This window comes from Micromonospora ureilytica (assembly GCF_015751765.1).
Classification (GTDB): domain Bacteria; phylum Actinomycetota; class Actinomycetes; order Mycobacteriales; family Micromonosporaceae; genus Micromonospora; species Micromonospora ureilytica.
The window spans coordinates 3246757-3272171 of record NZ_JADOTX010000001.1 but is presented as its reverse complement, the minus strand read 5'-3'; the positions used below and the strand labels follow the sequence as shown (position 1 = coordinate 3272171).

At 71.0% G+C, this 25415-nt stretch carries 26 protein-coding genes; 14 read left to right on the top strand and 12 right to left on the bottom strand.

Annotated features, from left to right (window positions below; all coding sequences use genetic code 11):
* Nucleotides 1–16: 16 nt before the first annotated feature.
* Entirely contained in the window at nt 17–1015 is a 999-nt protein-coding gene (locus tag IW248_RS14660) for a helix-turn-helix transcriptional regulator (RefSeq protein WP_307787955.1), read from the bottom strand.
* 643 nt (nt 1016–1658) lie between these two features.
* Here IW248_RS14660 and IW248_RS14655 point away from each other — a divergent pair.
* Together IW248_RS14655 and IW248_RS14650 are read left to right on the top strand one after the other, a co-directional pair.
* Complete coding sequence (locus IW248_RS14655) at nt 1659–3704, top strand: hypothetical protein (protein ID WP_196927442.1); 2046 nt, start codon at nt 1659–1661, stop codon at nt 3702–3704.
* A gap of 156 nt (nt 3705–3860) precedes the next feature.
* Nucleotides 3861–4253, top strand: coding sequence for a cytidine deaminase family protein (locus tag IW248_RS14650; RefSeq protein ID WP_196927441.1), 393 nt, complete (start codon nt 3861–3863; stop codon nt 4251–4253).
* A 12-nt stretch (nt 4254–4265) separates the two neighbouring features.
* On the opposite strand, the gene IW248_RS14645 is transcribed toward IW248_RS14650, so the two are convergent.
* Nucleotides 4266–4625, bottom strand: coding sequence for a YciI family protein (locus tag IW248_RS14645; RefSeq protein ID WP_196927440.1), 360 nt, complete (start codon nt 4623–4625; stop codon nt 4266–4268).
* A gap of 141 nt (nt 4626–4766) precedes the next feature.
* Here IW248_RS14645 and IW248_RS14640 point away from each other — a divergent pair, with 141 nt between their 5' ends.
* The 4 genes from IW248_RS14640 to IW248_RS14625 are packed head-to-tail and all read left to right on the top strand — an operon-like array spanning nt 4767 to nt 8788.
* A complete protein-coding gene (locus tag IW248_RS14640) occupies nt 4767–5813 on the top strand; it encodes a FecCD family ABC transporter permease (RefSeq protein ID WP_196927439.1) in 1047 nt (348 codons plus the stop codon).
* On the top strand, nt 5810–6919 hold the full coding sequence (locus tag IW248_RS14635; protein ID WP_307787954.1) for a FecCD family ABC transporter permease: 1110 nt from the start codon (nt 5810–5812) through the stop codon (nt 6917–6919). Before IW248_RS14640 ends, IW248_RS14635 begins: the two co-directional genes overlap by 4 nt.
* A 19-nt stretch (nt 6920–6938) precedes the next feature.
* Nucleotides 6939–7841, top strand: a complete 903-nt coding sequence (locus IW248_RS14630) for an ABC transporter ATP-binding protein (protein WP_196927438.1) — start codon at nt 6939–6941, stop codon at nt 7839–7841.
* The gene (locus tag IW248_RS14625; protein ID WP_196927437.1) at nt 7841–8788 is read left to right on the top strand and encodes an ABC transporter substrate-binding protein; all 948 of its coding nucleotides are present in this window, start codon (nt 7841–7843) and stop codon (nt 8786–8788) included. Before IW248_RS14630 ends, IW248_RS14625 begins: the two co-directional genes overlap by 1 nt.
* 112 nt (nt 8789–8900) lie before the next feature.
* Here the strand turns inward: IW248_RS14625 and IW248_RS14620 are convergent, their stop codons facing one another.
* The 4 genes from IW248_RS14620 to trmB form a co-directional block, all read right to left on the bottom strand.
* Entirely contained in the window at nt 8901–9803 is a 903-nt protein-coding gene (locus tag IW248_RS14620) for an endonuclease domain-containing protein (RefSeq protein ID WP_196927436.1), read from the bottom strand.
* Nucleotides 9804–10009: 206 nt separating this feature from the next.
* Entirely contained in the window at nt 10010–10654 is a 645-nt protein-coding gene (locus IW248_RS14615; RefSeq protein WP_196927435.1) for a hypothetical protein, read from the bottom strand.
* Between the two features lie 156 nt (nt 10655–10810).
* On the bottom strand, nt 10811–13324 hold the full coding sequence (locus IW248_RS14610; protein WP_196927434.1) for a DEAD/DEAH box helicase: 2514 nt from the start codon (nt 13322–13324) through the stop codon (nt 10811–10813).
* Nucleotides 13325–13436: 112 nt separating this feature from the next.
* The gene (trmB, locus tag IW248_RS14605) at nt 13437–14144 is read right to left on the bottom strand and encodes a tRNA (guanosine(46)-N7)-methyltransferase TrmB (RefSeq protein WP_372432338.1); all 708 of its coding nucleotides are present in this window, start codon (nt 14142–14144) and stop codon (nt 13437–13439) included.
* Nucleotides 14145–14274: 130 nt separating this feature from the next.
* On the opposite strand from trmB, the gene IW248_RS14600 reads away from it, so the two are divergent.
* Together IW248_RS14600 and IW248_RS14595 are read left to right on the top strand one after the other, a co-directional pair.
* Complete coding sequence (locus IW248_RS14600; protein ID WP_196930197.1) at nt 14275–14862, top strand: hypothetical protein; 588 nt, start codon at nt 14275–14277, stop codon at nt 14860–14862.
* Nucleotides 14863–14870: 8 nt separating this feature from the next.
* Nucleotides 14871–15605, top strand: coding sequence for a class F sortase (locus IW248_RS14595; protein ID WP_231396311.1), 735 nt, complete (start codon nt 14871–14873; stop codon nt 15603–15605).
* A gap of 38 nt (nt 15606–15643) precedes the next feature.
* Here the strand turns inward: IW248_RS14595 and IW248_RS14590 are convergent, their stop codons facing one another.
* The 4 genes from IW248_RS14590 to IW248_RS14575 all read right to left on the bottom strand — a co-directional run bounded on the left by IW248_RS14590 (nt 15644) and on the right by IW248_RS14575 (nt 18769).
* Nucleotides 15644–16519 carry an alpha/beta fold hydrolase gene (locus IW248_RS14590; RefSeq protein WP_196927432.1) on the bottom strand — a complete coding sequence of 292 codons (876 nt, stop codon included), beginning with the start codon at nt 16517–16519 and terminating at the stop codon, nt 15644–15646.
* A gap of 159 nt (nt 16520–16678) precedes the next feature.
* The gene (locus IW248_RS14585) at nt 16679–16996 is read right to left on the bottom strand and encodes an antibiotic biosynthesis monooxygenase family protein (protein WP_196927431.1); all 318 of its coding nucleotides are present in this window, start codon (nt 16994–16996) and stop codon (nt 16679–16681) included.
* Between the two features lie 17 nt (nt 16997–17013).
* On the bottom strand, nt 17014–17811 hold the full coding sequence (locus IW248_RS14580) for an exodeoxyribonuclease III (RefSeq protein WP_196927430.1): 798 nt from the start codon (nt 17809–17811) through the stop codon (nt 17014–17016).
* Nucleotides 17812–17848: 37 nt separating this feature from the next.
* A complete protein-coding gene (locus IW248_RS14575) occupies nt 17849–18769 on the bottom strand; it encodes a proteasome assembly chaperone family protein (protein WP_124820583.1) in 921 nt (306 codons plus the stop codon).
* Between the two features lie 421 nt (nt 18770–19190).
* Between IW248_RS14575 and IW248_RS14570 the strand changes: the two genes are divergently transcribed.
* The 3 genes from IW248_RS14570 to IW248_RS14560 all read left to right on the top strand — a co-directional run bounded on the left by IW248_RS14570 (nt 19191) and on the right by IW248_RS14560 (nt 21109).
* Nucleotides 19191–20051, top strand: a complete 861-nt coding sequence (locus tag IW248_RS14570) for a peptidase M23 (RefSeq protein WP_196927429.1) — start codon at nt 19191–19193, stop codon at nt 20049–20051.
* Between the two features lie 106 nt (nt 20052–20157).
* On the top strand, nt 20158–20304 hold the full coding sequence (locus IW248_RS14565; RefSeq protein ID WP_167493040.1) for a hypothetical protein: 147 nt from the start codon (nt 20158–20160) through the stop codon (nt 20302–20304).
* Between the two features lie 49 nt (nt 20305–20353).
* Complete coding sequence (locus IW248_RS14560) at nt 20354–21109, top strand: EcsC family protein (RefSeq protein ID WP_196927428.1); 756 nt, start codon at nt 20354–20356, stop codon at nt 21107–21109.
* A gap of 16 nt (nt 21110–21125) precedes the next feature.
* Here the strand turns inward: IW248_RS14560 and IW248_RS14555 are convergent, their stop codons facing one another.
* Both IW248_RS14555 and IW248_RS14550 read right to left on the bottom strand, forming a co-directional pair.
* Complete coding sequence (locus tag IW248_RS14555) at nt 21126–21977, bottom strand: GDSL-type esterase/lipase family protein (RefSeq protein WP_124820586.1); 852 nt, start codon at nt 21975–21977, stop codon at nt 21126–21128.
* A gap of 120 nt (nt 21978–22097) precedes the next feature.
* Complete coding sequence (locus IW248_RS14550; RefSeq protein WP_124820587.1) at nt 22098–22691, bottom strand: antibiotic biosynthesis monooxygenase; 594 nt, start codon at nt 22689–22691, stop codon at nt 22098–22100.
* A 130-nt stretch (nt 22692–22821) separates the two neighbouring features.
* Between IW248_RS14550 and IW248_RS14545 the strand changes: the two genes are divergently transcribed.
* From IW248_RS14545 to IW248_RS14535, 3 genes are read left to right on the top strand one after another with little or no spacing between them, the layout of a single operon-like run.
* Nucleotides 22822–23640, top strand: coding sequence for an NmrA family NAD(P)-binding protein (locus IW248_RS14545; RefSeq protein ID WP_196927427.1), 819 nt, complete (start codon nt 22822–22824; stop codon nt 23638–23640).
* Nucleotides 23641–23692: 52 nt separating this feature from the next.
* Complete coding sequence (locus tag IW248_RS14540; protein WP_124820589.1) at nt 23693–23956, top strand: DUF6343 family protein; 264 nt, start codon at nt 23693–23695, stop codon at nt 23954–23956.
* Nucleotides 23957–23968: 12 nt separating this feature from the next.
* Complete coding sequence (locus IW248_RS14535; RefSeq protein WP_196927426.1) at nt 23969–25384, top strand: NADP-dependent succinic semialdehyde dehydrogenase; 1416 nt, start codon at nt 23969–23971, stop codon at nt 25382–25384.
* The last annotated feature ends 31 nt before the right edge of the window (nt 25385–25415 follow it).

Here is a 25415-nt window from a genome sequence, read left to right as displayed (position 1 = left end):
CGACGAGGCAGGGTTATCAGGTACGTAGCCACCCACGCTCGCGTGCTCGGACTCCGGCCTGGAATCGACTCCGGGCCCCGAGCCGCTCCATGATCGTTGCCATGATCCGGCGGACCGTGGTCAACGAGATGCCTAGCTTGCGGGCCGCCATCTCGTCGGTGTGTCCGGCCGACAGGAGTTCGAGTAGTTCACGCTGCACCGGGTCGAGGTCGACTTCGCCCTCCTCGGCGGGTTGGCCGAACGGAGTGCCTGTCAGCCACAGGTGATCGAAGAGAGCGCACGCGGTGGCTACCACGCCCGGGGTGCGGATGTCGAGAGCGCCCTTGCTGCTGTCGTTCGGGTCCAGCGGCAGCAGCGCCGTATGCCGGTCGAAGATCACCATCATCACCGGCACCGAGGGAATCGTTCGCGCCTGGCCGCCGACCTCGGTCAGCCATCGCGCGTAAGACACGATGCTCGGCTGGTTGCGGAAGCTGTCCTGGTAGACGCACCGAATGGCAACTCCCCGGGCTCGTAGTCCCTGGTTGAGCTGCCGGCTCGCCGCCTTCGCCGCAGGTGTCTGTGCAGCATTGGGGTTCAAGGAAAGGCATTCGCCCCGGACTTCCGCCGCCAACTCGGCGAGCCGCTCGCGGACCGCGTCGACGCCCTCCAGCCGGGTGATGGTGTCGCGGTCAACGCTCGCGTCGTGTTCCGCGACGATCGCGGCGACGGTGGCAGCGGCCTGGTCGAGCGCCTCTCGTCGACGTCGCATCTCGGCCTCCGCGCGGGCGAGAAGCCCGGACAATCCGACGGCTGGTCGCACCGGGTCCAAATCGACTCCCGGGCTGGCTTCGCGCAGGAGGCGGTGTTCGGCGAGTTCGTCGAGTGAATCCCGAACCTGGTCGGCCGTGAGTGCCAGATGCGTGGCGATCTCGGTCAGCCCCCATTTGCGCTCCTGAAGCATGACCCGGTAGACGGCAAGCGCGTCGCTGGTGATGCCGAGTGAATCGATGTTCTGAGCTCCCCGTTGACCCACGCCCAAATTCTGACGGTGGTACCGGGCACTGGGCAACCCCGGCCTCTTTGTCCGAATTTGAGGCTGTTTGCCGATGAGAGCAAATTGCCAGGCAGCTAGCTCTCAGCCCTCGGCTAGTGACGAACCAGCGTTTTCACTGGGAATGTTGTTCCAGCGGCGAGAGCGGCGAAACGCAAATTGCTGGTAGTTCTCGTCGAATTCCCTTATGGAAGGTGGCTGTGATGGTGCACGCCCTCATGGTGGTTCATTCGCTCTTATTTCCGATGTTGGAACGTGGCGGGGCGGAATGGGGATGAGGGCCCCGCTGGAGCCGAAGCGTTCGCCATGTATGCCGTGTTGGTGAGGCTGATGCCGACCCCAACCTCGGTGGCGGGGCTGTCTCTCCGAGAGGTGCGCACGCTAGTGACGCAATGCGCTGAGCTCGAGGACGCACTCGAACACGTACACGTCCGGGCTGATAGCGATTACGGTGTCCTCGACATCACCCTATTTATTTGCGCTGCAGGGCATCACGTCGCTGCCCTGACTGCCGACAGAATCTGTTCGCGGCTCTACTTGCCCGCTGGTGCTTAAGCGTTGCGTGCCGGACAATCCTGACGCTTATATCTCATTAAATCTCTCTCTTCCACAAGGATGGCCTCTGATGAACCAATTGTCACTCCGCACCGGGGCGCGGACCCGTCTTGTCTCCGGAGCGCTCGCCATCGGTATGCTTTCGGGCCTACTCTCGGCGGTGACGGCCGGCCCTCAGGCCGCCTCGGCCGCGTCCAACGTCGATGGCTCGATCGCCCGATCCGAGACGACCACGCGGTCCCAGTTCTGGGTAACCGGCAGGTTCACCTACACCCAGACCGGGACGTGGGCCCCGGACCCACAGGGCAGGACGTACCGCAGGGATTGCTCCGGTCTGGTGTCGATGGCTTGGCACCTCCCCTCGTCGCGGACCACGAGCACGTTCGCGAGTTGGTCGGGAAAGTTCTACCTGCCTGGACTCAACGACCTGAGGCGGGGTGACGCGCTGTTGCGGTCGGGGCACATCGAACTCTTCGTTGGCTGGGTGAACCCGTCGCGCAAAAGCGACGGGGCTTGGGTGTACTCCTTCAACCAAACCGGCGAGACCGTCCGAAATCCCTCTGCGGCCAGCAACTACGGCAACCTCGGGAAGAACTCCTGGTCCGAGATGCAAACATACCGTCCGATCCGATATAAGAAGATCGCCGAGGACACGCCGCCGCCCGCACCGCCTGCGCCGAACCCGGGCATCCTCCGCGAGCCCGACGGCTCGATCAGCGTCGTGGTCGGTGGTGTGCCGTTCGAGCTGACGGGTGCCGAGTACGCAGCTCTCGGTTCTCCGGCCTACACGAGCGTCCCGGCGGGCACCTTCGTTCAGATGCCGAGCATCGTCGCCGATGGAACTTTCGTCCGGACCACGAATGGCGCAATCCACCTCATTGTCGGAAGCGCGAAGTACCCGTTGTCGGCGGCCGAGTGGACCGGGCTCGGCAAACCCGCATTCACCGACGTGCCGACCCGTATGGTTGATGGATTCGACGGTTCCCCGGCGGACAATACCTTCTTGCGCAACCCTGCCAACAACAGCATCTACCAGGTCGTCGGGGGTGCGAAGTACTACCTGAGCAGCGCCGAGTACGCAGCGTTGGGCAGCCCGAAGGCAACCAATGTGCCGGCCGGCTTCATCGACTCGATCACCCGGTCTGTGCCCGTCGACGACACCTTCCTCCGCAATCCGGTCAACAACGCCATTTACCAGGTCGTCGGGGGTGCGAAGTATTACCTGACCGGTGCCGAGCTCGCCGCGTTGGGTAGTCCGAGTGCAACCGACGTGCCAGCCGGTTTCATCAACCGGGCAGGCGCTGTCCCTGCCGACGGGTCTTTCCTGCGCAACTCGGCCGACGGGGCAATCTACCAGATCGTGGGCGGCGCAAAGTATTACCTCAGCGCGGTTGAGTACTCGCAGTTGGACAGTGTGCCAGCGACCAATGTGCCGGCTGGCCTACTGGAGACCATCACTTCCACCGTTCCCTCTGCCGGATTCATGCGTGACGTTACCGACGGATCCCTTTATGTGGTGGTCAACGGAGCGAAGTACTGGCTCACCTCCGCCGAATACGCTCAGCTCGGTAACCCTCCGACCACAGACGTACCGGCTGGGTTTGTCGGACGCCTCGGCTCCGTTCCTTCCGATGGCAGCATTCTGCGCGACGTGTCAGATGGAGCGCTCTACCTCATCGTGGGTGGCACGCGTCACTGGCTGAGCGGCGCTGACTTGACCGCGCTCGGAAACCCGACCCACCTCACCGTTCCGAGCGGGTTCCTCGAGCGCTTTCCGGCCGGTACGCCCATGGCCGGGGCGACCTTCCTGCGGGACGTCACTGACGGTGCGTTCTACCAGGTGATCAACGGGGCCCGGCACTACCTGACCGGCGAGGAGTGGGCCAGCCTTGGCCGCCCGGTCATGATGAGCGTTCCGAGTGGCCTGCTGAACGGCTTCGGCGCCGTCCCCGGCGGTACGGTCCACCTGCGGGATGTCGCCAACGGGTCAATCTTCCTGGTGAGCAACGGCACGAAGCGTTACCTCAGCGGCGATGAATGGTACGCCCTCCCCGCCGAACAGCAGTCATACATCGACGTGACCGCCAGCTTCCTGGACGTCATCCCGAACGGCTGACCAGCAAATCTCTCTTGTTCAGCCGGACCGGTTCAGGGCGCACTCCAGGCGTTCCCCGAACCGGTCCGGCGTTCGTCCCGGGACCGCGAAGCGACGAAGCATGACAGCAGGCTGCCCCGCTAAAGTCGAGGGCCACGACGAGCCACGGGAACATCGATGACGATTCGGGACACCGACCGAGCTTTGGTGCAGGCCGCCACGGCTGTCGCCAAACTGCGCTGCCGCAGCCAGCACCACACTGTCGCGTCGGCGGCCCGGACCGCGGGCGGCCGGGTCTTCACCGGCGTGAACGTCCAGCACGCCACCGGAGGGGCCTGCGCCGAGCTGGTCGTGATCGGCACGGCCGCCACCCAGGGCGTCACCGCGCTGGAGACGATCGTCACTGTCGCCGACCGTGGCCGCGAGGTCGTCGCGCCCTGTGACAGGTGTCGGCAGGTGCTGCGGGACCACTTCCCGGAGCTGCGGGTGATCGTCGGCCCGATGGACGCCCTGCGGGTGGTCCCGCTCGCTGAGTTGCCGGCGGAGACCGGGAGCGGCTCGGCCGACTGACCGGGCCCGGCGTCAGTCCCCGGAGGCCGCCTCCAGCATCGACTGCGGCACCGGCACGCTCTCGAACCGCAGGGTGCCCTCCGGAAGCAGCCACGACGTGACCCGCGCGACCAGGCGACCGGCCCGCACGGCCGGGTCGTTGGCGAAGAGCGCGCGTGCCTCGTCCGGGGCGATGGACAGCACCACGAAGCCCCGCAGCTCATCGTCGTCGGGGTGCAGGAACGGCCCGGCCGCGAGCACCAGCCCCTGCCGCACGAGGCCCGCCTGGTGGGCCAGGTGCGCGTCCCGCAACCGGTCGATCGCGTCCTGCGGCAGCTCCGGCGGATCCGACGGCCGGGTCAGCAGGACGACCGTGTGCTGGTCGAATCGCATGCTCTCACCCTAGGTGCGCCGGCCCCTCCGCGCGGGCGTCCGCCCTGGTCAGCCGGTCGCGGATCGATAGGCGCCACTTAGGTGACCTTCGGTGGCTCGGTTAAGGTTAGGCGAACCTAAGCGCGAACGTGCAGGAGACTCGTGACCACCCTCGTCAGCCGGCCGGCTCCGGCCCGCAACCGGTCCGGCAGACCCGCCGGCCGCCGCGTGGCCGTCACCGTCGGGGCCGCGCTGGTGCTGCTGCTCACCGTGTTGGCCAGCTTCGCGCTCGGCAGCCGACAACTCGGCGTCGACCAGGTCTGGCACGCGCTCGTCGCGCCGGACGGCGGCGACGCCAGCACCATCGTCCGTGAGCTGCGGATGCCACGGACCGCGCTCGGCCTCGCCGTCGGGCTCGCGCTCGCCGTGGCGGGCGTGCTGTTCCAGGCGCTCACCCGCAACCCCCTCGCCGAGCCGCGCATCCTCGGCATCAGCGCGGGCGCGTCGTTCGGGGTGGTCCTCGCGATCTCCGTCTTCGGCGTCGGCACGCTCGCCGGGTACGTCTGGTTCGGCATCGCCGGAGCCCTGATCGCCGGGCTGCTGGTCTTCGCCATCGCCACCCGCGCCCGCGAGGGCGCCAGCCCGGTCACCCTCGCGCTGGTCGGCGCGGCGCTCGACGCCAGCCTGGCCTCCGGGGTGTACGCGCTGCTCAGCATCGACGCCCGCACCTTCGAGGAGTACCGCTTCTGGGTGGTCGGCGGGCTGGCCGGCCGGGACCTGTCGGTCGCCGCGCAGGTGCTGCCCTTCGTCCTCGTCGGCCTGGTGCTGGCCGCCCTGGTGGCCCGCGGTCTGGACGCGCTGGCCCTCGGCGACGACGTGGCCCGTGGGCTCGGCCACCGGATCGGCCTGGTCCGCCTCGGTGGTGGCCTCGCCGCCGTGCTGCTGACCGGCGCCGCGGTGGCCGCCGCCGGACCTGTCGCGTTCGTCGGGCTGGCCGTGCCGCACCTGGCGCGGGCCCTGGTCGGCGCGGACCACCGCTGGACCCTCGCCGTCTCCGCCCTGCTCGGGCCGGCGCTGCTGCTCGCCGCCGACATCGTCGGTCGGCTCGTCGCCCCGCCCGGCGAGATACCGGCCGGGATCGTCACCGCGCTGATCGGCGCGCCACTGCTGGCCGTGCTGGTCCGCCGCGCCCGGGTGGTGACCGCGTGACCACCACCCGCCATCCCTCCGGCCCCGCTGACACGTCCGCCGTCGCGGCCGCCGGCTCGGCCGGTGCCGACCGTGCGAGGTTGCCCGGGCGTTCACTGCTGCGGATCGGCCCGGTCAGCCTGCTGATCCGCCGTCGCGCGGTCCTGGTGGTCGCCGTGCTGACCGTGCTGCTCCTGCTGGCCGTCGTGCTCAGCCTCTCGCTGGGCACCCCGTACGTCGCCCCGGCCGACGTGCTGCGTGCCCTCTCCGGTGCCGGCACCCCGTACGACCTCGTCGTCTTTGATCTTCGGCTGCCGCGGGTCGTGCTGGCGGCCGTGGCCGGCGCCGCCTTCGGCGTGGCCGGCACGCTGATCCAGAGCGTGGCGCGCAACCCGCTCGCCAGCCCGGACGTCATCGGCATCACCCAGGGCGCCGGCCTCGCCGCGACCGTGGCCCTGACCAGCGGAATGGCCGCGGTGCTGGTGGCGCCCACCGCCCTGGTGGGCGGGCTGCTCGCGGCGGTGCTGCTGTTCGCCCTCGGCGCCCGGCACGGGCTGGCCGCGCAGCGGTTCGTGCTCGCCGGGGTGGCTGTCGCGTTCGGCTTCCGGGCGCTCACCGAGGTGGTCATGCTCACCGCCGACCCGATCGACGGGCTGCGCGCGCAGATCTGGCTGATCGGCACCCTGGCCGGCAAGGGCTGGACCGAGGCCGCCTGGATCGCCGGCACCCTGCTGGTGCTGCTGCCGGTGTTGGCCTGGGCCGGCTGGGCGCTGAACAGCACCGCCCTGGACGACGACACCGCCCGGGGCGTCGGGTTGCGCCCGGTGGCCCGCCGGATCGGGCTCGCCGGCACCGGCGTACTCGTCGCCGCGATGGTCACCGCCCAGGTCGGCGCCGTCGACTTCGTGGCCCTGGTCGCCCCGCAGGTGGCCCGACGGCTGGTACGCGTCGAACGACCACCGCTGGTCTGCGCGGCGTTGCTCGGCGCGCTCCTGCTGGTACTGGCCGACCTGGCCGGCCGGCGGCTGTTCGCACCCACCCAACTACCCGCCGGTGTGCTGACCGCCGCGATCGGCGGCCCGTACCTGATCTTCCTGCTGCTGCGCGGCCGGCGGCGGTCGTCGTGACCTTCCAAGGAGTCGTGTGATGCTCTCCACCCGCGACCTGGTCGCCGGCTACGACGAGCGGACCGTGCTCGACGGGCTCGACCTCGACCTGCCCACCGACGCGTTCACCGTGATCGTCGGACCCAACGCGTGCGGCAAGTCCACCCTGCTGCGGACGATGGCCCGGCTGCTCACCCCCCGCCGAGGCACGGTGCTGCTGGACGGCACCGCCATCCGTGACCTGCCGACCCGGGAGGTCGCCCGCCGCCTCGGCGTCCTCCCGCAGAGCCCGCTGGTGCCCGAGGGCGTCACGGTGGCGGACCTGGTCGGGCGCGGCCGGCAGCCCTACCAGCGGTGGTGGCGACAGTGGTCGTCGGAGGACGGCGCGGCGGTGGACCAGGCGATGACCCTCGCCGACGTCGCCGACCTGGCCGACCGGCCGGTGGACAGCCTCTCCGGCGGGCAGCGGCAACGGGTGTGGATCGCCATGACCCTCGCCCAGGACACCGACGCCCTGCTGCTGGACGAGCCGACCACCTTCCTCGACCTGGCCCACCAGGTGGAGGTGCTTGATCTCCTGCACCGGCTGCGGTTCGAGCGGGGTCGCACAGTGGTCGCCGTGCTGCACGACCTGAACCAGGCCGCCCGCTACGCCGACCACCTGGTCGCGATGCGCGACGGCGCCGTGGTCGCCGCCGGACCGCCCCGGGAGATCCTCACCGCCGACCTGGTCCGCGACGTCTTCGGGCTGGCCTGCGTGGTCGTGCCCTGCCCGGTGACCGGCGCACCGCTGGTGGTGCCCGCGTACACAGGTGGCAACTCCGCCCCGCCCGCTGCCGCGGGTGACCCCTCTCCGTCGACGGCGTCCGTACCGGACGCCCGACCCGCCACCGGCGACGCGGCCAACCCGCTCGCCGGCTCGTACCCCTCGAAAGGACTCTGATGCGTCGTCTCGTCGCCGCTCTCGCCGCGGCCGCCGCCCTCGGCGTCGGACTCACCGCCTGCGGTGAGAGCGACCCGGTCGCCGGCACCACCACCGGGGACACCCGGGAGATCACCCACGCCATGGGCACCACCAAGGTCCCGGCCGAGCCCAAGCGCGTCGTCGTGCTCGACACCGACAAGATCGACACGGCGCTCTCGCTGGGCATCACGCCCGTGGGCGCCGCCACCGCCGGTGAGGCGAAGAGCTGGCCGACCTACTTCGGCGCGGACAAGCTCGCCGGCATCAAGGAGGTCGGGGTGCTCACCGAGCCCGACCTGGAGGCGATCAACGCACTGAAGCCGGACCTCATCCTCGGCAGCAAGTTCCGCCAGGAGAAGTTCTACGACGAGCTGGCCGCCATCGCGCCCACCGTGTTCACCGACAAGGTGGGCATCACCTGGAAGGACAACCTCCTCCTCGACGGCAAGGCGCTCGGCCGTGAGCAGCAGGCCAAGGATCTGCTCGCCACGTACGAGAAGCGGGCCAAGGAATTCGGCGCGACCCTCGGCGACGCCGCCGCGCGCAAGGTGTCGATCGTGCGGTTTCTGCCCGGCAACATCCGGGTGTACGGCCCCGACTCGTTCTCCGGCATCGTCATCGGCGACACCGGCCTGGGCCGCCCCGAGCGGCAGTTGCTCGCCAACAAGGAGGACAAGCGCTTCGACCTGGTCAGCCCCGAGCGGATCAACGAGGTCGACGGTGACGTCATCTTCGTGACCGCGTACGGCGACAAGGCCGCCGCCGAGCAGACCAAGGTCGCCGGTGGGACCCTCTGGAAGGGCCTCAACGCCGTCAAGGCCGGCAAGGCGTACCCCGTCTCCGACGAGGTCTGGATGACCGGCATCGGCGTCGGCGCCGCCAACAAGATCCTCGACGACCTGACCAAGTACCTCCCCGCCGCCTGACCCCCCACGCGCCCCGCGCGGACCTCGCCCGTTCATGATCGCGCTCGATCCAGGAAGTAGTGGCCTCCCCGTCGAGGAAGGCCACTACTTCCATGTTCGAGCGCGATCATCGTCAGCGGGGGAAGCGTGAGCGTGCCCGTAGGGCGGCTCGGACCTCGGCGAGGAACCCGTCGAAGTCCTCCCGGAAACGCCTGGCCGTCACGTGGAGCACGAGCCAGTCGCCGCCGAGCAGTCGGTTGAGGCGTTGGCGGTCCCGATGGAACTGCTCGGGGTCGTCGTGCCAGAGTCCGTCGTACTCCACCGCGACCTTGAACTGTGGCCAGGCGAGGTCCAGCCGGGCCACGAATCGGCCGTGCTCGGCCACGACCCACTGCGTCTCCGGCCTTGGCAGGCCGGCGAGCACCAGCCGCACCCGTGTCCGGGACTCCTGAGGGGACTCCGCGCCCGCGTCGGCCAGGTCGACCGCGCGTAGCAGCGAGCGCCAGCCGCGTCGTCCGGCCCGGCTCAGCGCGTACTCGCGCAGGGCTGGCACGGTGGTCTGCCGGCTCGCCAGCAGGGCGTCGATGACGACCACCGCCTCGATCACGTCGAGCCAACGGGCCAGGTCCCAGCACGTACGCGCCGGGCTGGTCACCCTGACCCCAGCCCGGACCGCGGTGTCGCCGGGGTCGATCTCTCCGTGGTGGACCCGGATGCCCGCGGTCGGGCCGATCCGGGTGGCGACGGGAACGAGGACGTCAACTGGCTCGTTCGCGATCGGCTTGGCGCATCCGTAGAGACCGGCGGCAGCGCGCCCTGCGATGGCTGCGTCGGGCGGGACCAACCAGCGTCCGACGGCGGCGCATCTGATGGTGTGAGTGACTGTGACCTGGGCATCGGCGTAGACGTCGCGGAAGAGCGGTCGCCACGCCGAGCTGCGGAGGTCATTGCGGGTCAGTAGGCCTCGCGAGACGGCGGTCGAGCCGCGAAAGACTCGACCTCGCAACTGCGGCGGCCGACGAGGAACTTTCGGCATGGGCTTCAGGCTGGCCGAACACCCTCGCGTCACGCTGCCCCTGTGGATAACCACGGTCACCGCATCGGCGTCGGTGCGCGCCGTTGTCCCCATGATCGCGCCCGAACATGGATGTAGTGGCCTCCCGAGAAGCGGAGGCCACTACATCCTGGATCGAGCGCGATCTTGCCAGGCGGGCGCGCAGTGGCGCAGGGGTGGGGGTGGGGTTAGGCGGCGGTGGACCAGATGGCGCGGAAGGCGGCGGCCTCGCCGGAGAGCCAGCGTTCGATCTGGTCGGGCTTGGCATCGGTGGGCATGCGGTGGGCCTGGCCGCGGCGGACGTCGACGAGGACCGGCTCGGCGTGCGGGAGCACCGCGTCCATGTGTCGGGCCATCAGGTGCAGGGTGGCGAGCACCGACTCCTCGCTCGGTGGCGCCTCGTCGAAGTGCAACCGGACCGCTTCGGCGCGGCCGTCGGCGTGGCGTACCCCGAAGTGGGGGTTGATCTTGACGGGCAGGTCGCCCAGCATGGCCAGGGCGTCGCGGGTCTGGGCGAGGTCGACGGCGGCCGGCTCACCGAGGGAGTGCAGCCAGGTCGTGGCGCCGGGGACGAGCGCCTGATAGAGCGGGCGCCAGCGTGGCTTGACCACGTCGACCACCCCGGCGAGGTGTGTGCCGCCGGTGTGGAAGGCGATGTCGGCCTTGAGCGCCTTGACGAACTGGCCGTGCGGGTTGAAGCCGGATCGGCTGGCTCGCTGCTTGCGCAGCCCGCCCACGAAGGTCGCCTTCGTGGGGCCGGTGCGGTCGACGTAGCGGGTGAAGCCGAGCAGCGTGGCGTAGGGGGTGAGGGGCGTGGAGGCGGGAGCGGTCACGGGCGTCCTCCCGAGTCGTAATCCTGCAGGTCAGGAACTCGATTAGTACATACATTCTAATCGACGGGTCTGACATCGCCCAGCGAAAGAGGGCGTGCGGAAGACGCGACAAAGGGGGCCGTCCGGCGTACGGACGACCCCCTTTGGAGACGCTTGCTAGAGCTGGCCGACGTCGGTGATCCGCACGACCGCGGCGCCGACCTCGTCCGAGGCCACCAGGTCGATCTCGGCGCTGATGCCCCAGTCGTGGTCGCCGTTGGGGTCGTCGAAGCTCTGGCGGACGGTCCACCGTTCCCGGCCCTGCTCGATCATGAGCAGCGCCGGCCCTCGGGCGTCCGGCCCGACGCCGATCGAGTCGTACTCCTCGAAGTACGGCGCGAGCGCGTCGGCCCACGCGTCGTAGTCCCAGCCGTCCTCGGCGTCCAACTCGGCGAGCAGGTCCCAGCGGCGTAGCGCGGCCAGCTCGACGCGGCGGAACAGCGCGTTGCGCACCAGCACCCGGAACGCCCGAGCGTTGCGGGTCACCGCCGGTGGCCGGTCGGTCAGGGCGGCGTGCGCCTGGGCCACCTCGGCCACGTCGGACGGGTTGCGCAGCCGCTCCCACTCGTCGATGAGACTGGAGTCGACCTGGCGGACCAGCTCGCCCAGCCACTCGATGAGGTCGATCAGCTCCTCGGTCTTGGCGTCCTCGGGCACTGTCTGGCGCAGCGTCTTGTACGCGTCGGCCAGGTAGCGCAGGACGAGGCCCTCCGAGCGGGTCAGCCCGTAGAACTGCACGTACTCGGTGAAGGTCATGGCCCGCTCGTACATGTCGCGGACGACGGCCTTGGGGGAGAGCTGGTGGTCGGCGACCCAGGGGTGCCCCTGCCGGTACATCTCGTACGCGGCCTCCAGCAGCTCGGCCAGGGGCTTCGGGTGGGTCACGTCGTCGAGCAGTTCGAGGCGCGCCTCGTACTCGATGCCCTCGGCCTTCATGGCGGCGACCGCCTCGCCGCGCGCCTTGAACTGCTGCGCGGAGAGGATCTGTCGGGGGTCGTCGAGGATCGACTCGACGACGGAGAGGACATCCAGGGCGTACGACGGGGACTCGGCGTCGAGCAGCTCGATGGTGGCCAGCGCAAGGGGGGAGAGCGGCTGGTTGAGGGCGAAGTCGAGCTGGAGGTCGACGGTGAGCCGGATCCTCCGGCCGGTCTCGTCCGGCTCGGGCAGCTCCTCGACGACGCCGCCGGCCCGCAGCGCCCGGTAGATGGCGATGGCCCGGCGGATGTGCCGGCGCTGCGCGGTGGGCTCCTCGTGGTTGTCGGTGAGCAGGTGCCGCATCGCTGTGAACGCGTCCCCGGGCCGGCCGATGACGTTGAGCAGCATCGAGTGGCTGACCTGGAAGCTTGAGGTCAGCGGCTCCGGCTCGGCGTCGACGAGTCGGTCGAAGGTGGGCTGGCCCCAGCCGATCGAACCCTCCGGCGGCTTCTTGCGGACCACCTTGCGCCGCTTCTTCGGGTCGTCGCCGGCCTTGGCGAGGGCCTTCTCGTTGTCGATGACGTGCTCCGGGGCCTGCACCACGACCCGGCCGATGGTGTCGTAGCCGGCCCGGCCGGCCCGCCCGGCGATCTGGTGGAACTCGCGGTTCTTCAGCAGCCGGGTACGGACGCCGTCGTACTTGGACAGGCCGGTGAACAGCACTGTGCGGATCGGCACGTTGATGCCGACGCCGAGGGTGTCGGTGCCGCAGATGACCTTGAGTAGGCCGGCCTGGGCGAGGGTCTCCACCAGGCGGCGGTACTTGGGCAGCATGCCGGCGTGGTGCACGCCGATGCCGTGCCGGACCAGCCGGGACAGCGTCTTGCCGAAGCCCGCGGTGAACCGGAAACCGCCGATCGCCTCGGCGATCATGTCCTTCTCGGCGCGCGTACAGACGTTGACGCTGGTCAGCGCCTGGGCGCGTTCCAGCGCGGCGGCCTGGGTGAAGTGCACCACGTACACCGGGGCCTGCTTGGTCTCCAGCAGCTCCTCAAGCGTCTCGTGCAGCGGCGTCATCGCGTACGAGAAGATGAGCGGGACCGGCCGCTCCGCCGTGCGCACGACGGCGGTGGGCCGCCCGGTGCGCCGGCTCAGGTCGTCGACGAAGCGGGTGGTGTCCCCCAGGGTGGCGGACATCAGGATGAACTGGGCCTGCGGCAGCTCGATGATCGGCACCTGCCACGCCCAGCCCCGGTCGGGCTCGGCGTAGAAGTGGAACTCGTCCATGATCACCTGGCCGACGTCGGCCTTCGTGCCCTCGCGCAGCGCCAGGTTGGCCAGGATCTCCGCGGTGCAGCAGATGATCGGGGCGTCGGCGTTGACGCTGGCGTCGCCGGTGAGCATGCCGACGTTCTCGGCGCCGAACACCTCGCAGAGCGCGAAGAACTTCTCCGACACCAACGCCTTGATCGGCGCGGTGTAGAAGGTCGTCCGGCTGTCGGCGAGGGCCGCGAAGTGGGCGGCGATCGCCACCAGGCTCTTACCCGAGCCGGTGGGCGTGTTCATGATCAGGTTGGCGCCGGAGACGATCTCGATGACCGCCTCTTCCTGATGCGGGTAGAGGTCGAGGCCGCGCTCCTTCGCCCAGCCGGCGAACGCGTCGAAGAGGGTGTCGGGGTCGGCGCTTGTCGGCAGCGCGGCGGTGAGCGTCATAGCCTGTCCATGGTGCCTGGATCATGCCCCGGTACGCCAACCCGGCCCGCACCGGACTCCCGTCCGGGCGTCCCGAACGCCCCGCCCCGTTCCGGTTCGGGCGTTTCGCCGGTCACCGTCGGCGGTACAACAGGTCCGCGACCGGCCGACCAGCCGTGATCGCCCGCCGCTCGAACTTCGTCACCGGGCGGTGCGCCGGACGCGGCGCGAAGCCGCCGTACGCGTCCACCAGCTCCGGGTCCGCCTCCAGCGTCTCCCGCATCGCCTCGGCGTACTCGGCCCAGTCGGTAGCGCAGTGCAGCACGCCGCCGGGGCGCAGCCGGGACCGCAGCAGCGCCACGTGCGTCGGCTGGATGATCCGCCGCTTGTGGTGGCGGGACTTCGGCCACGGATCCGGGAAGAAGACGTGCACGGCGTCCAACACGCCCTCGGGCAAGCCGCTGACCAGGGACAACGCGTCGCCCTCGGCCACCCGTACGTTGCGCAGGCCACCACGCTCCACCAGGTGGAGCAGGTTGGCGATTCCCGGCGTGTGCACCTCGACCGCCAGATAATCTCGATCCGGGTCGGCGGCGGCCATCGCAGCGGTGCTGTCGCCCATGCCCGAGCCGATCTCCAGCACGACGGGCGCCCGGCGACCGAACAGGTCGGCCAGGTCGACGGGCACGACAGGTCCGTCCGGCACATCCAGGCCGTACACGGGCCAGAGCCGGCTCAGCGCGTCGGTCTGCCGGTCGCTCATCCGACCCCGGCGGGGGTGGAACGTGCGGATCGTCCGGCTCACGGGCGGGACGGCGGGGTCATGGTCGGTGGCGGTCACAGCGACCCGAGCGTACGCGACGCCGCCGACGGATCGGATGTGATGTGCGACCGGAAATGAGAGGATCCAACTGGTACGGCAGGTCGGGTGCTCCACTGCCCGGCCCGGCCGCACGGCGTCGAGAGGGGGCATCGTGACAGTGACCCGCGGCGTCGTGACCCTGTCGCTGGTGGCCGTGTTCGCCGCCCCCCTGCTGGCCGCCACGCCCGCCCTCGCGGCGCCTGAGCGGGCTGTTGGTGCCGCGTCGGCGCCGCAGCCCGAAGGGCCGCCCGGTGGCGCGCCGCAACCGGCGCCGTCGGTGGACATCTTCGTCGAGGTGAGCCCCAGCACTGTGCAGCCCGGCTACCTGGTCGGCATCCGGGCCAGTTGTCGGGACAACTCGGTGGGCGCAACTGTGGAGTCCGACGCCTTCGGGGCGGTCGGCGTGCAACCGCAGCGTGGGGTGCTCACCGCCGCGCCGATGGTCCGCGAGCGCACCCGCCCCGGCAACTACCGGGTCAAGCTGGAGTGCCGCGACGGCGAGACCGCCTCGACCATGCTCCAGGTGGTCAAGAAGATCCCCGTCCAGCCAAGTCGGGGTCCGGCAACCGGCTTCGGGGGAGGCAGCGGCGGGCTGACCGGCAAGCTGCTGCTGCCCGGCGGCGCGGCACTGACCATCACCGGGCTGATCCTCGCCGTGATGGCGTTCCGCCGTCCCCGAGTCGGCGCGCGTCGCTGAGGCCCGTCATGGAGATCTTCCGCCCCACGCCGCCGCCGGCCGGTTCACGCCCGTCGGATCCCGAGCGCCCGTCGGTGGCGGCGCGTCCGCCGACCGCCGTCGCCCCCCGGCGTAGTCGTCGTCCATCCGGCCGCAGCCCCTGGTCCGTACCGGTGGCCGTGGTGTTGGTGTTGGCCGGGGTCTTCGCCACCGGGGCGGGGCTGGGCCGTTCGATCGGGCCGTTCGACCTGGCCCCGACCGGCGGCGACCGGCCCGCCCGCAGTGAGTCGGTCGGGTTGTCGGCCAGTCGTCCGGTGCGACTCTCGGTGCCGACGATCAAGGTGGCCGCGCCGGTGGCACCCGTCGGGCAGGCACGGGACGGTTCGATCGCCGTACCGCCGCTGGAACGGCACAACGAGACCGGTTGGTACGACCGAGGGCCCACACCAGGTGAGCCCGGCCCGGCGGTGATCGTCGGGCACGTGGACACGAAGACCGGCCCGTCGGTCTTCTACGACCTGGGCAAGCTGCACCCCGGCGACCTGATCGAGGTGGCCCGGGCGGACGAGTCGGTGGTGGTGTTCCGGGTCGACACCGTCGAGCACTTCCCGAAGGACCAGCTGCCCGCCGAGCGGATCTACGGCCACGACGGGCCACCCGGGCTGCGGTTGATCACCTGCGGTGGGCAGTTCATCGGAGGCCGCACCGGCTACGCCGACAACGTCATCGCCTTCGCCACCCTCCAGTCCTCCCGCAAGTCCTGACACCGACGCCGGCCAGGCCGGCTGGGCCAGCGTCGGCGTCAGCTCAGGAAAGCCAGGAGCTGGCGGGTGGTCTCGTCGGGGGCCTCCTCCGGGATGAAGTGCCCGACCGGGACCGGCTCGCCGCGTACGTCGTCGGCCCACTCCCGCCAGATCGCGAGCGGGTCGTCGTAGAGCTTCGCGACCTGGCCCTGTTGGCTCCACAGAAACAACACCGGGCAGGCGATCTTCCGTTTTCCTCGGTCCGCCTCGTCCTGCTGGTAGTCGAGTGTGGCGGCGGCGCGGAACTCCTCGCAGATCGCGTGCACGGTGGCCGGGTCGCTGAACTGCCTGACGTACGCCGCACGTACCTCGGCGGGGAAGGCGTCCTTCACTGTGGGCCAGGTGTCGAGCATGAAGTCGACGAGCACCGCGGGCGCCGCCTTGATGAACTGCTCGGGCACCGGCGCGGGCGCCGCCAGGAAGGACCAGACCCAGTAGGAGAGGCTGAACGTCTTGTCGGCGCGGTTGTAGACGTCCCCGATGGGGACGACGTCCATGACCGCCAGCCGGGTGACGACGTCCGGTGCGTCCAGCGCGAGACGGTACGCGCAGCGGGCCCCACGATCGTGGCCGACGAGCCGGAACTGCTCGTGACCCAGACTCCGCATCACCTCGATCTGGTCGCGGGCGATGGCGCGCATGCCGTACGGCTCGTGATCCGCGGCGCTCGGCGGTTTGCCGCTGTCGCCCCAGCCCCGCAGGTCGGTGGCGACGACTGTGTAGTTCTCGGCGAGCCGTGGCGCGACCTGGTGCCACATGAGGTGCGTCTCGGGAATGCCGTGCAGCAGCAGAACGGGCGGCCCACTTCCGCCCCGGCGTCCGTGGATCGTCGCGCCGGACGTCTCGATGTCGAATTCCTCGAAGCCGTCGAACATAGCCAGACCCCCGCACCCTCCTGGGACCGCCCGGCGGGAACGGCAGGTGCCGGCAGGCAGGGCGACTGATGGCCGGCTACCGCCCGGGCCGCTTCGACGCTATCAACGGAAACATCCGGCCCGGCCCGGTTTGGCGGTGGTGCGGGATCCTCGGCGCAGCTAGGGCTGGGGGACGTGCAGCGCCACCTCGAACTCCAGCAGGCTGGCGCCGCTGGAGACCGGTGGGCGGGGCTTGTCGCCGGGGGCGGTGGCGTGGGCGGCGCGCGAGGGCCCGGCGGCCCACGCCTGGTACGCCTCTTCGCTCTCCCACTTCGTGTAGACGAAGTAGCGGGTCTCGCCGGCCACCGGGCGGAGCAGCTCGAAGCCGAGGAAGCCGGGGGAGTTCTCCACCGCGCCGGCCCGGGCGGCGAACCGCTTCTCCAACTCCGCGCCGCTGCCGGGCGGGACCTCGATTGCGTTGATCTTCACGACTGCCATCTGCCCACCCTAGCCACTCAGAACGCCTCGACCGTCGGGACCAGGTCCGCGTCGACCACGATCGGCGCGTGGTCGGAGGGGCCCTTGCCCTTGCGGGCCTCGCGGTCCACGTACGCGGAGCGGACCGCTCGGGCGAACGGCGCGGACGCGTACACCAGGTCGATTCTCATGCCCTTGTTCTGGTGGAACATGCCGGCCCGGTAGTCCCAGTAGGTGAAGGGGTGCGGGCCCTTCATCGGGGTCGGTACGACGTCGCTGAGCCCCAGGTCGCGCAGCGCCGCGAGGGCCGCCCGCTCGGCCGGGGTGACGTGGGTGGAGTGGGTGAAGACCGCCGGGTCCCAGACGTCGGCGTCGGTCGGGGCGACGTTGAAGTCGCCGCAGACCGCCAGTGGCAACCCGCCGGCCAGTTCGGCGTCGAGCGCGTCGCGCAGCGCCGCGAACCAGGCCAACTTGTACGCGTAGTGCGGGTCGTCAGGTGTCCGGCCGTTGGGCACGTACACCGACCAGACCCGCACCCCGTCGCAGGTGGCGGAGATGGCGCGGGCCTCGGGCTCGGGAAAGCCGGGCTCGGCGGCGAACCCGACCCGGACGTCATCCAGCCCGACCCGGGACAGGATGGCGACCCCGTTCCACCGGCCGTCGCTGTGGCTGGCCACGGTGTAGCCCAACTCGCCCACCTCGGTCACCGGGAAGGCGCCGTCCGGGCATTTGGTCTCCTGCAGGCAGACGACGTCCGGCCCGGTGTCGGCCAGCCACTCCAGCAGCCGGGGTAGGCGGGCCTTCACCGAGTTGACGTTCCAGGTCGCCAGGCGCATGCCCTCAGCCTGCCGCATCCGCCGCCGCGATGCCCTGTCAGCTGCCCGGGGTGTCGCCGGGACGGGTCTGTTCGGCCAGGAATCGTTCCAGTTCCGCGCCGAGTTCGTCGGCCGTGGGCAGCGGGCCGGCGTCCGGGGCGAGCAGGCTCTTCTCGCCTCGACCCCGGGCGAACGCGTCGTACTGCTCCTCCAGGGCCTGGACCAGGGCCGCGGCGTCCTCGGTCTGTGCCACCTGCCGGTCGATCTCCACCCGGACCACCTCGGCAGCCGAACGCAGCCCGTCGCCGGGCAGCAGCAGCCCGGTGCTGCGCGACACCGACGTGAGCAGCACCTCGGCGGCGGCCGGGTACTCGGTCTGCGCCACGTAGTGCGGCACGTGGGCGGCGAAGCCCAGCGCGTCGCGGCCCTGCTCGCCGAGGCGGAACTCCAGCAGGTGACCGACGCTGCCGGGCACCTGGACGCGTTGCAGCCAGGGCTCGTAGCCGCCGATCAGCTCGGGGCGGGTGGCGTGCGCGGTCACCCCGGTCGGTCGGGTGTGCGGGACCGCCATCGGGATCGAGTTGAGGCCCACTGTGAGCCGGACGTCCAGCCGGGCGGCGAGCCCGGCGACGGCGGCCACGAAACGCTCCCACTGCAGGTCTGGTTCGGGGCCGGTGAGCAGCAGGAACGGCGTCTCGTCGTCGTCGTGCAGCAGGTGCAGCTCCAGCTTGGGCGCGTCGACGCTCTCCCAGTGGTCCTCGACGAAGGTCATCACCGGTCGTCGCGATCGGTAGTCGAAGAGCTGGTCGACGTCGAAGGTCGCGATCGGCCGACCCTCCAGCGAGGTGAGCAGCTGCTCACGCGCCAGTCGGCTGGCGTTTCCGGCGTCCACGAACCCGGTGAGGGCCTGGATCAGGACCGGCTGCCCGAGGTCGGGCAGATCGTCGGTGAGCTGGTAGAGCTCGTGTGGGTCGAGCACCGGTGCGGACCTCCCTGAAATGTGCCTGCGGGGTGCCTTCGCGACGGAGGGCACCCGTTCGGGCAACGTACCCGCCATCCTGGCGCATTCCTGCGCCGGGCGATCCGTTGGCCGGCTGGTGGGCATGACCGGACTAATCGCCTGTTTACGCCACCGGGCCGGAGCCTCCTGGCCGATCAGCCGAGGGGCGGTTCGGCCCAAAGGCCGAGTTTGTCGATCATGTCAGACTCGACGGCCGGATGTCCGGCCCTGTCATGGGCCGTGCCGGTCCGCGTGCGGCGCCAGCTTCATCCGGTACGCGAGGTCCGTTCCCCGGGCGGGTCGACCCTCCCGGGGCGTCCACCAGTCCCTGTCGAATCTGTGTCGATCACCACGTGATCACCGTGCGTGATCAGGGTTTTCACCTGCCTAGCCTCGGTTGATGCGTGACGACGGCACTCTCGACGACCCGTACGCCCCGAGCAGGCCCACTGCCGATACGGAGGATGGCACCTCAACCGAACGGACAACCACCGCGAGCCGGCTCCGGGCGTACGCCCGGGACCTGACCGGTCGACGTCGGGCGCAACTGGCGCTGGCCACCGGCGTGGTGTGCTGCCTCGGTCTGACCGCCGTCGTCCAGGTTCGCAACGAGGACGCCGACGCGGCGACCCGGAGTGGATCGCTCTCCAGCTCCGAGTTGGCGCAGCGCGCCGAGCAGCAGCGCGCCTCCCGTGGCTTCGACCGTACGGCTGCCCCGAGCACCTCCGCCGCCGCCCAGTCCGCCGCGGCGAGCCCCGCCGACCCGGACACCAGCGCGCCGGCCCGCAAGGTCGCCCCGGCGCGCCCGACCGACCCGGCGCCCGTGGCAGGGCTGGACGACGACCAGATGGAGAACGCCGAGGCGATCGTCCGCGCCGGCCGCAAGATGGGGGTGCCGCGCCGTGGTCTGGTGATCGCGGTGGCCACCGCCATGCAGGAGAGCAATCTCTACAACGTGGCCAGCGGCGTGCTCCCCGAGTCGCAGGACTATCCGCACCAGGGCGTCGGCTGGGACCATGACTCGGTCGGGTTGTTCCAGCAGCGTTCCAGCAGCGGCTGGGGCCCGGTCGGGCGGCTGATGGACCCCGAGTTCGCCACCCGGCAGTTCCTCACCGCGCTGGAGCAGGTGCCCGGCTGGCAGCGCATGCGGCTCACCGACGCCGCTCAGGCGGTGCAGGTCTCCGCGTACCCCGAGCACTACCAGCAGCACGAGTGGCGGGCCACCCGGGTCGTTGACGCCATCGTGCCGGCGGGGCGGTAACCTACCGCCCACTATGGACAGTCAGGGTTGAGGCTGTCGCGTCCCGGGTACATGTGTTGCAGGTTCGGGGTACACATGAGTACGGGATCATCGACAGGAGGACGTTATGTCACTGATGCAGCGGATCAGCGCGTTTCTGAAATCGCCGAAGGGGCAGCAGTTGGTCGACCGGGGCCGGCGCGAGATGGCCAAGCCGGGCAACCAGCAGAAGCTGAAGGGGTTGGCGGCTCGACTGTCCAACCGCCGCCGCTGACCGCTCCATCGGCCGCCCTGTCCACCGTTTCCACCCCTGGGGAGACCTGGTGACCGACACCCCGCCCGCCGGCGGCCAGCCCGCCACCCCTACTCCGCAGCCGTCCGTCGACCTGCCAGCCGGGGCGGTGGACGCCCCCGAGGGTCCGCCGGCCCGGCTCTGGGACCGGATGCGGGACGACCCGCAGTACGCGCCGGAGCACCTTGCCCTGGAGGCGGTGCGCCGCCTCGGGCCGGAAGCCGCGCAGTGGGTCGGCCGTGCCCGGGCCGAGCAGCCCGGGGTTTCCGCCGACGCCCTCGCCGACCAGGCGGCCCGCAAGTTCGTCAACCTGGCCCGGCTGTCCGGCGCGGTCTCCGGCGTGGCCGGGCTGCCCGGCGCCGTGATCGACGTGGGCGTGCTGGCCTGGACCCAGGCGCGGATGGTGCTGCACATCGCCGCCGCGTACGACATCGACCCCCTGCACAGTGATCGCGCCACCGACCTGCTGGTGCTCCAGCGCGTGCACAAGGTCGCCGAGAGCGCCCGGCTGGCGCTCGGCGTGGCCGCCGGCCGCGAACGCGCCGACGCGCTCTTCGGCCTGGGCGGCGAGCGTCCGCTCGGTCGGGTCATGCTGCAACTCGGCATCCGGCTGGCCCAGATGGCCGGCGTCCGGGCCGCGAAACGAATGGTCGCCAAGATCGTCCCCGGTGCGGCCATCGTGCTCGGCACCTGGGCCAACTCGTCGGCCACAAAGGATCTCGCCCAGCGATCCCGGGCCCTCTACCGCTCCCGCGGCAGCGCCGTCCCGGAGCCGCGCCGGCCCTGACGGCCTGCCCGGGTCGTCAGTTGGCCAGGCCGGAGGAGCGCCAGGTCACCTCGGCGATCCGGCCCTGGCCGGTGGCGTTGGGGTGGAACCAGTCCAGCGGGTTGAGCAGGTCCAGGGTGAACCGGACCTTGTGCAACGCGCCACCGTCGTGCCGGCACCGTGATCCGTACGCCCGGCAGGCCGCTTTCAACTCGACGTTGTACGCGTTGATCCGGTCCCGGACGGCGGCCCGGCGCGCCCGGTCAGCGGGCGCTGTCGACGTCGCCTCGGCCAGCAGGGCCGGGCAGATGCCCCGCCGCCACGCGCGGGTCGCCCGGGCGTCGTCGTGCCCGACCTCCCAGAGCCGGTACAGGTCGGGGATGCTCACCACCAGCACCCGGGCCTTCGGCCGGCCGGTCCGCAGGACCCGCAGCCCCCGGTCGACGTCGGCCCGGAACCGCGCCACCGGCGTCATCGCGTCCACCCCGCCCCGACAGACGTCGTTGGCGCCGATCAGCACTGTGACGTAGTCGGCGCGGTCGCGTACCGCCGCCTGGGCCTGACCTTCCAGGGCGTCCGCGCGGGCGCCGGGACGGGCGTGGTTGTACGTCCGGTCGCGGATCGCCGGATTCTGTTCGAGCAGCCGCCGGTAGTGGCTCTGCACCCGCAGCCCGTCCCCTGTCGACCAGGAGTTGCGTTCGCAGGAGGTGAGCACCAGGCAGGAGGCGAAGCCGGTGCTGATCGAGTCGCCGAGGGCGGCGATGCCGCCGGGCCCGCTCGACGGCGCGGCGCTCGTGGTGGGGCGGGGTTTCGCGGAGTTGCCGCCCTCGCAGGCCAGCGCGACAAGCGCCGCGAGACAGGCCAGGGCGGCGACCCAGCGTCGAGGCATGACGTCTCCCGTTCCCGCAGCACAGAGCGACAGCGCGGTAACTCTATGCGCAGGACGGGGCTTGCCGGGAAGTTGCTGTCGGGTATGCGGCAGAGCGCCGACGCGAGAGCCGCCGGGCTGCTATAAGCCCCGCCAGGGCGCCGGCTGGCCGTGCAGCCACCAGTGCAACGCCCCTGTGATCCGGGGCAGCACCAGATAGGTCATCAGCGGGGTCAGGCAGAGCGTCATCAGCAGCACCCGGGCCGCCAGCGGCACCGCGTCGAGGAAGCGGCTCGTCAGCAGGGTGGCGGTCAGGCTCAGTGGGAAGAACGCCAGCCAGATGGTCACCGCCTGCTTCCACCGGGGCGGCGACGCGGGTGGAGCCGGCTCCACCGGGTCCACCGAGTGCTCCAGCGGCCTGTCGAACCAGCCCTCGATCCCGGTCCGCCGCTCGACCCGGGTGTGCTCGACGATGCCCTGCGCCGAGCTGAGCCACCAGTGCCGCTGCGGCGACTCCTCCCACCGGCGCAGCGTCTCGGCGTCGGCGAAGCGGTAGAGCATGTGCCACTCCGACGAACCGGGGCCGCTCTGCACCCAGCCGGCGCCGAGGAAGCCGGGGAACGCCTCGGCCAGCGCGGTGCCGGCCCGCATCCAGGCCACCATCTCACTGGCCCGGCCGGGGTCGACGCGGCGGGCGATGGAGACGGTCACCGGCACGGCGAGGGTCATCGACATGCGCCCATCCTGCGGTCGACAGGGGCCGCGGCGCGAACGGATGTAATCGAGCACACCAGCGCGCCCGGTGCCGCCCGGCCTCGCCGGCGATCGGCCGGAACCTGTCGGGGGTCGATGCTCTACTCGGGGCATGGCTGACGAAGCGATCCTCGTGCTCGGTGCGACGGGCACCACCGGGCGACGGGTGGCCGACCGGCTGCGGGCGCTGAGCGTCCGGGTCCGCGCGGCCTCCCGCAACGGCCCGGTGCGCTTCGACTGGTCGGTCGAGTCGACGTGGGCGCCAGCGCTGGCCGGCGCGTCCGGGGTCTACCTGATGGCACCGGACGGCCAGCCGGTCGAGCCGGCCCTCGTCCGGTTGGCCATCGATCAGGGCGTGCGGCACGTGGTGCTGCTCTCCAGCCGGGCGATCGAGGCGATGGGCGACGAGCGCCTGCTGACCGCGGAACGGACGGTTCGTGAGGCCGGCGCCGACTGGACGATCCTGCGAGCGGACTGGTTCGACCAGAACTTCGACGAGGGAGTGTTCCGGGAGGCGGTGCTGGCCGGGGAGATCGCCGTGCCGGTCGGCGCGGCACGCCAGGCGTTCGTCGATGCCGACGACATCGCCGCCGTCGCGGTGACCGCCCTCGTCGAGCCCGGGCACGACGGCCAGGTCTACGAGGTCACCGGGCCCCGGGCGATCACCTTCGCGGAGGCGGCCGAGACCATCAGCCGAGCGGCGGGCCGACCGGTGCGTCACCTCGGCACGGCTGACGACTACCGGGCCGCGCTGGGTCCGCTGGGCGTCCCCGCCGAGGAGATCGAGCAACAGATCGCGGCCTTCACGGCCCTGCGCGACCTCGGCCACGCGGAGCCCACCGACACCGTCCGCAGGCTGACCGGTCGCGACCCACGCGACTTCTCGGCGTACGCCGCCGCGGCGGCGTCGCACGGCGCCTGGCGCGACTGACCGAGGTGTCCGAGACCGGTTAACGCTGGCGATCGGGGGTAGGTCCCTGGGCATGACGAGATCGCAGCCCCGGCGCGCCCGTGGCACGGTCGGCCACGCGAACAGCGCGTTGAACCTTCGGCTCACCCTCGCCGGCTTCGGGCTGGTGATCATGGTGCTCTTCGCGGTGCTGGCGTTCTGGGCCGGCATCGTCTGGCTCGGCGTACTCTGCGCGATCTTCGCCGTGGTCGCCGTGGTCGACCTGGTCGTGATCCAGCGCCGCCGCGCCGCCCGCCGCCGCGAGGAGCCGGGCGTACGACACTCGTTGTTCGAGTGACAGGAGGACGAGATGCCCCACATCGCCACGACCAACCCCGCCACCGGACAGGTGCTCAAGACCTATGAGGCGATGTCCACCGAGCAACTCGACGACGCCATCGAGCGCACCGACCTCGCGTTCCAGCAGCTGCGGGGGACGACCGTCGACCAGCGCGCCCGGTGGATGAACGCCGCGGCCGACCTGCTGGACGCCGAGCGCGACGAGATCGCCCGGATCATGACCACGGAGATGGGCAAGACGTACGTTTCGGCGCAGGCCGAGGTGACCAAGTGCGCCACGGCCGCCCGCTTCTACGCCGACAAGGCCCCCGCGTTCCTCGCCGACGAACCGGCCGACGCGGCCGCCGTGAAGGCGACCCGGGCGTTCATCCGCTACCAGCCGATCGGCGTGGTGCTCGCGGTGATGCCGTGGAACTTCCCGCTCTGGCAGGTGATGCGCTTCGCCGCCCCGGCGCTGATGGCGGGCAACACCGGCCTGCTCAAGCACGCCTCGAACGTGCCGCAGACCGCGCTGCTGCTGGAGGACGTGTTCCGGCGGGCCGGCTTCCCCGAGGGGGCCTTCACCACAGTGCTCGTCGGCTCGGAGGCCGTCGACCACATCCTCAGCGACCCCCGGGTACGCGCCGCGACGCTCACCGGCAGCGAGCCCGCCGGCCGGTCCATCGCGCAGATCGCCGGGCGGGAGCTGAAGAAGACCGTCCTCGAACTCGGCGGCAGCGACCCCTTCGTGGTGATGCCCTCGGCCGACGTGGACCGGGCCGCCGAGGTGGCCACCACCGCCCGCTGCCAGAACAACGGCCAGTCCTGCATCGCCGCGAAGCGGTTCATCGTGCACACCGACGTGTTCGACGCCTTCGCCGAGAAGTTCGCCGCCAACATGGCCGCGCTGCGCGTCGGCGACCCGATGGACCCGAACACCGACGTCGGGCCGCTGGCCAGCGAGCGTGGCCGCGACGAGGTGCACGCCCAGGTCCGTGACGCGGTGGACAACGGCGCGACAGTCCTCTGCGGGGGCGAGCCGCCGACCGGCGACGGCTGGTTCTACCCGCCGACCGTGGTCACCGACCTCACCCCGCAGATGCGGATGTGGTCCGAGGAGGTCTTCGGCCCGGTCGCCGGCCTGTTCCGGGTCTCGTCGTACGAGGAGGCCATCGAGGTCGCCAACGGCACCAGCTTCGGGCTCGGCTCGAACGCCTGGACCCGGGACCCGGGCGAGCAGGAGCGCTTCGCCACCGACCTGGACGCCGGCAACGTCTTCATCAACGGGATGACCACCTCCTACCCGGAGTTGCCGTTCGGCGGTGTGAAGAACTCCGGTTACGGGCGGGAGTTGTCGGCGCTGGGCATGCGCGAGTTCTGCAACACCAAGACGGTCTGGGTGGGCGAGGGCGCCGCCTCGGCCGGCGCCGGCGCGCACGCCGAGTAGTTCGGGGCGCGGCACGCGTCAGCCGGTGCCG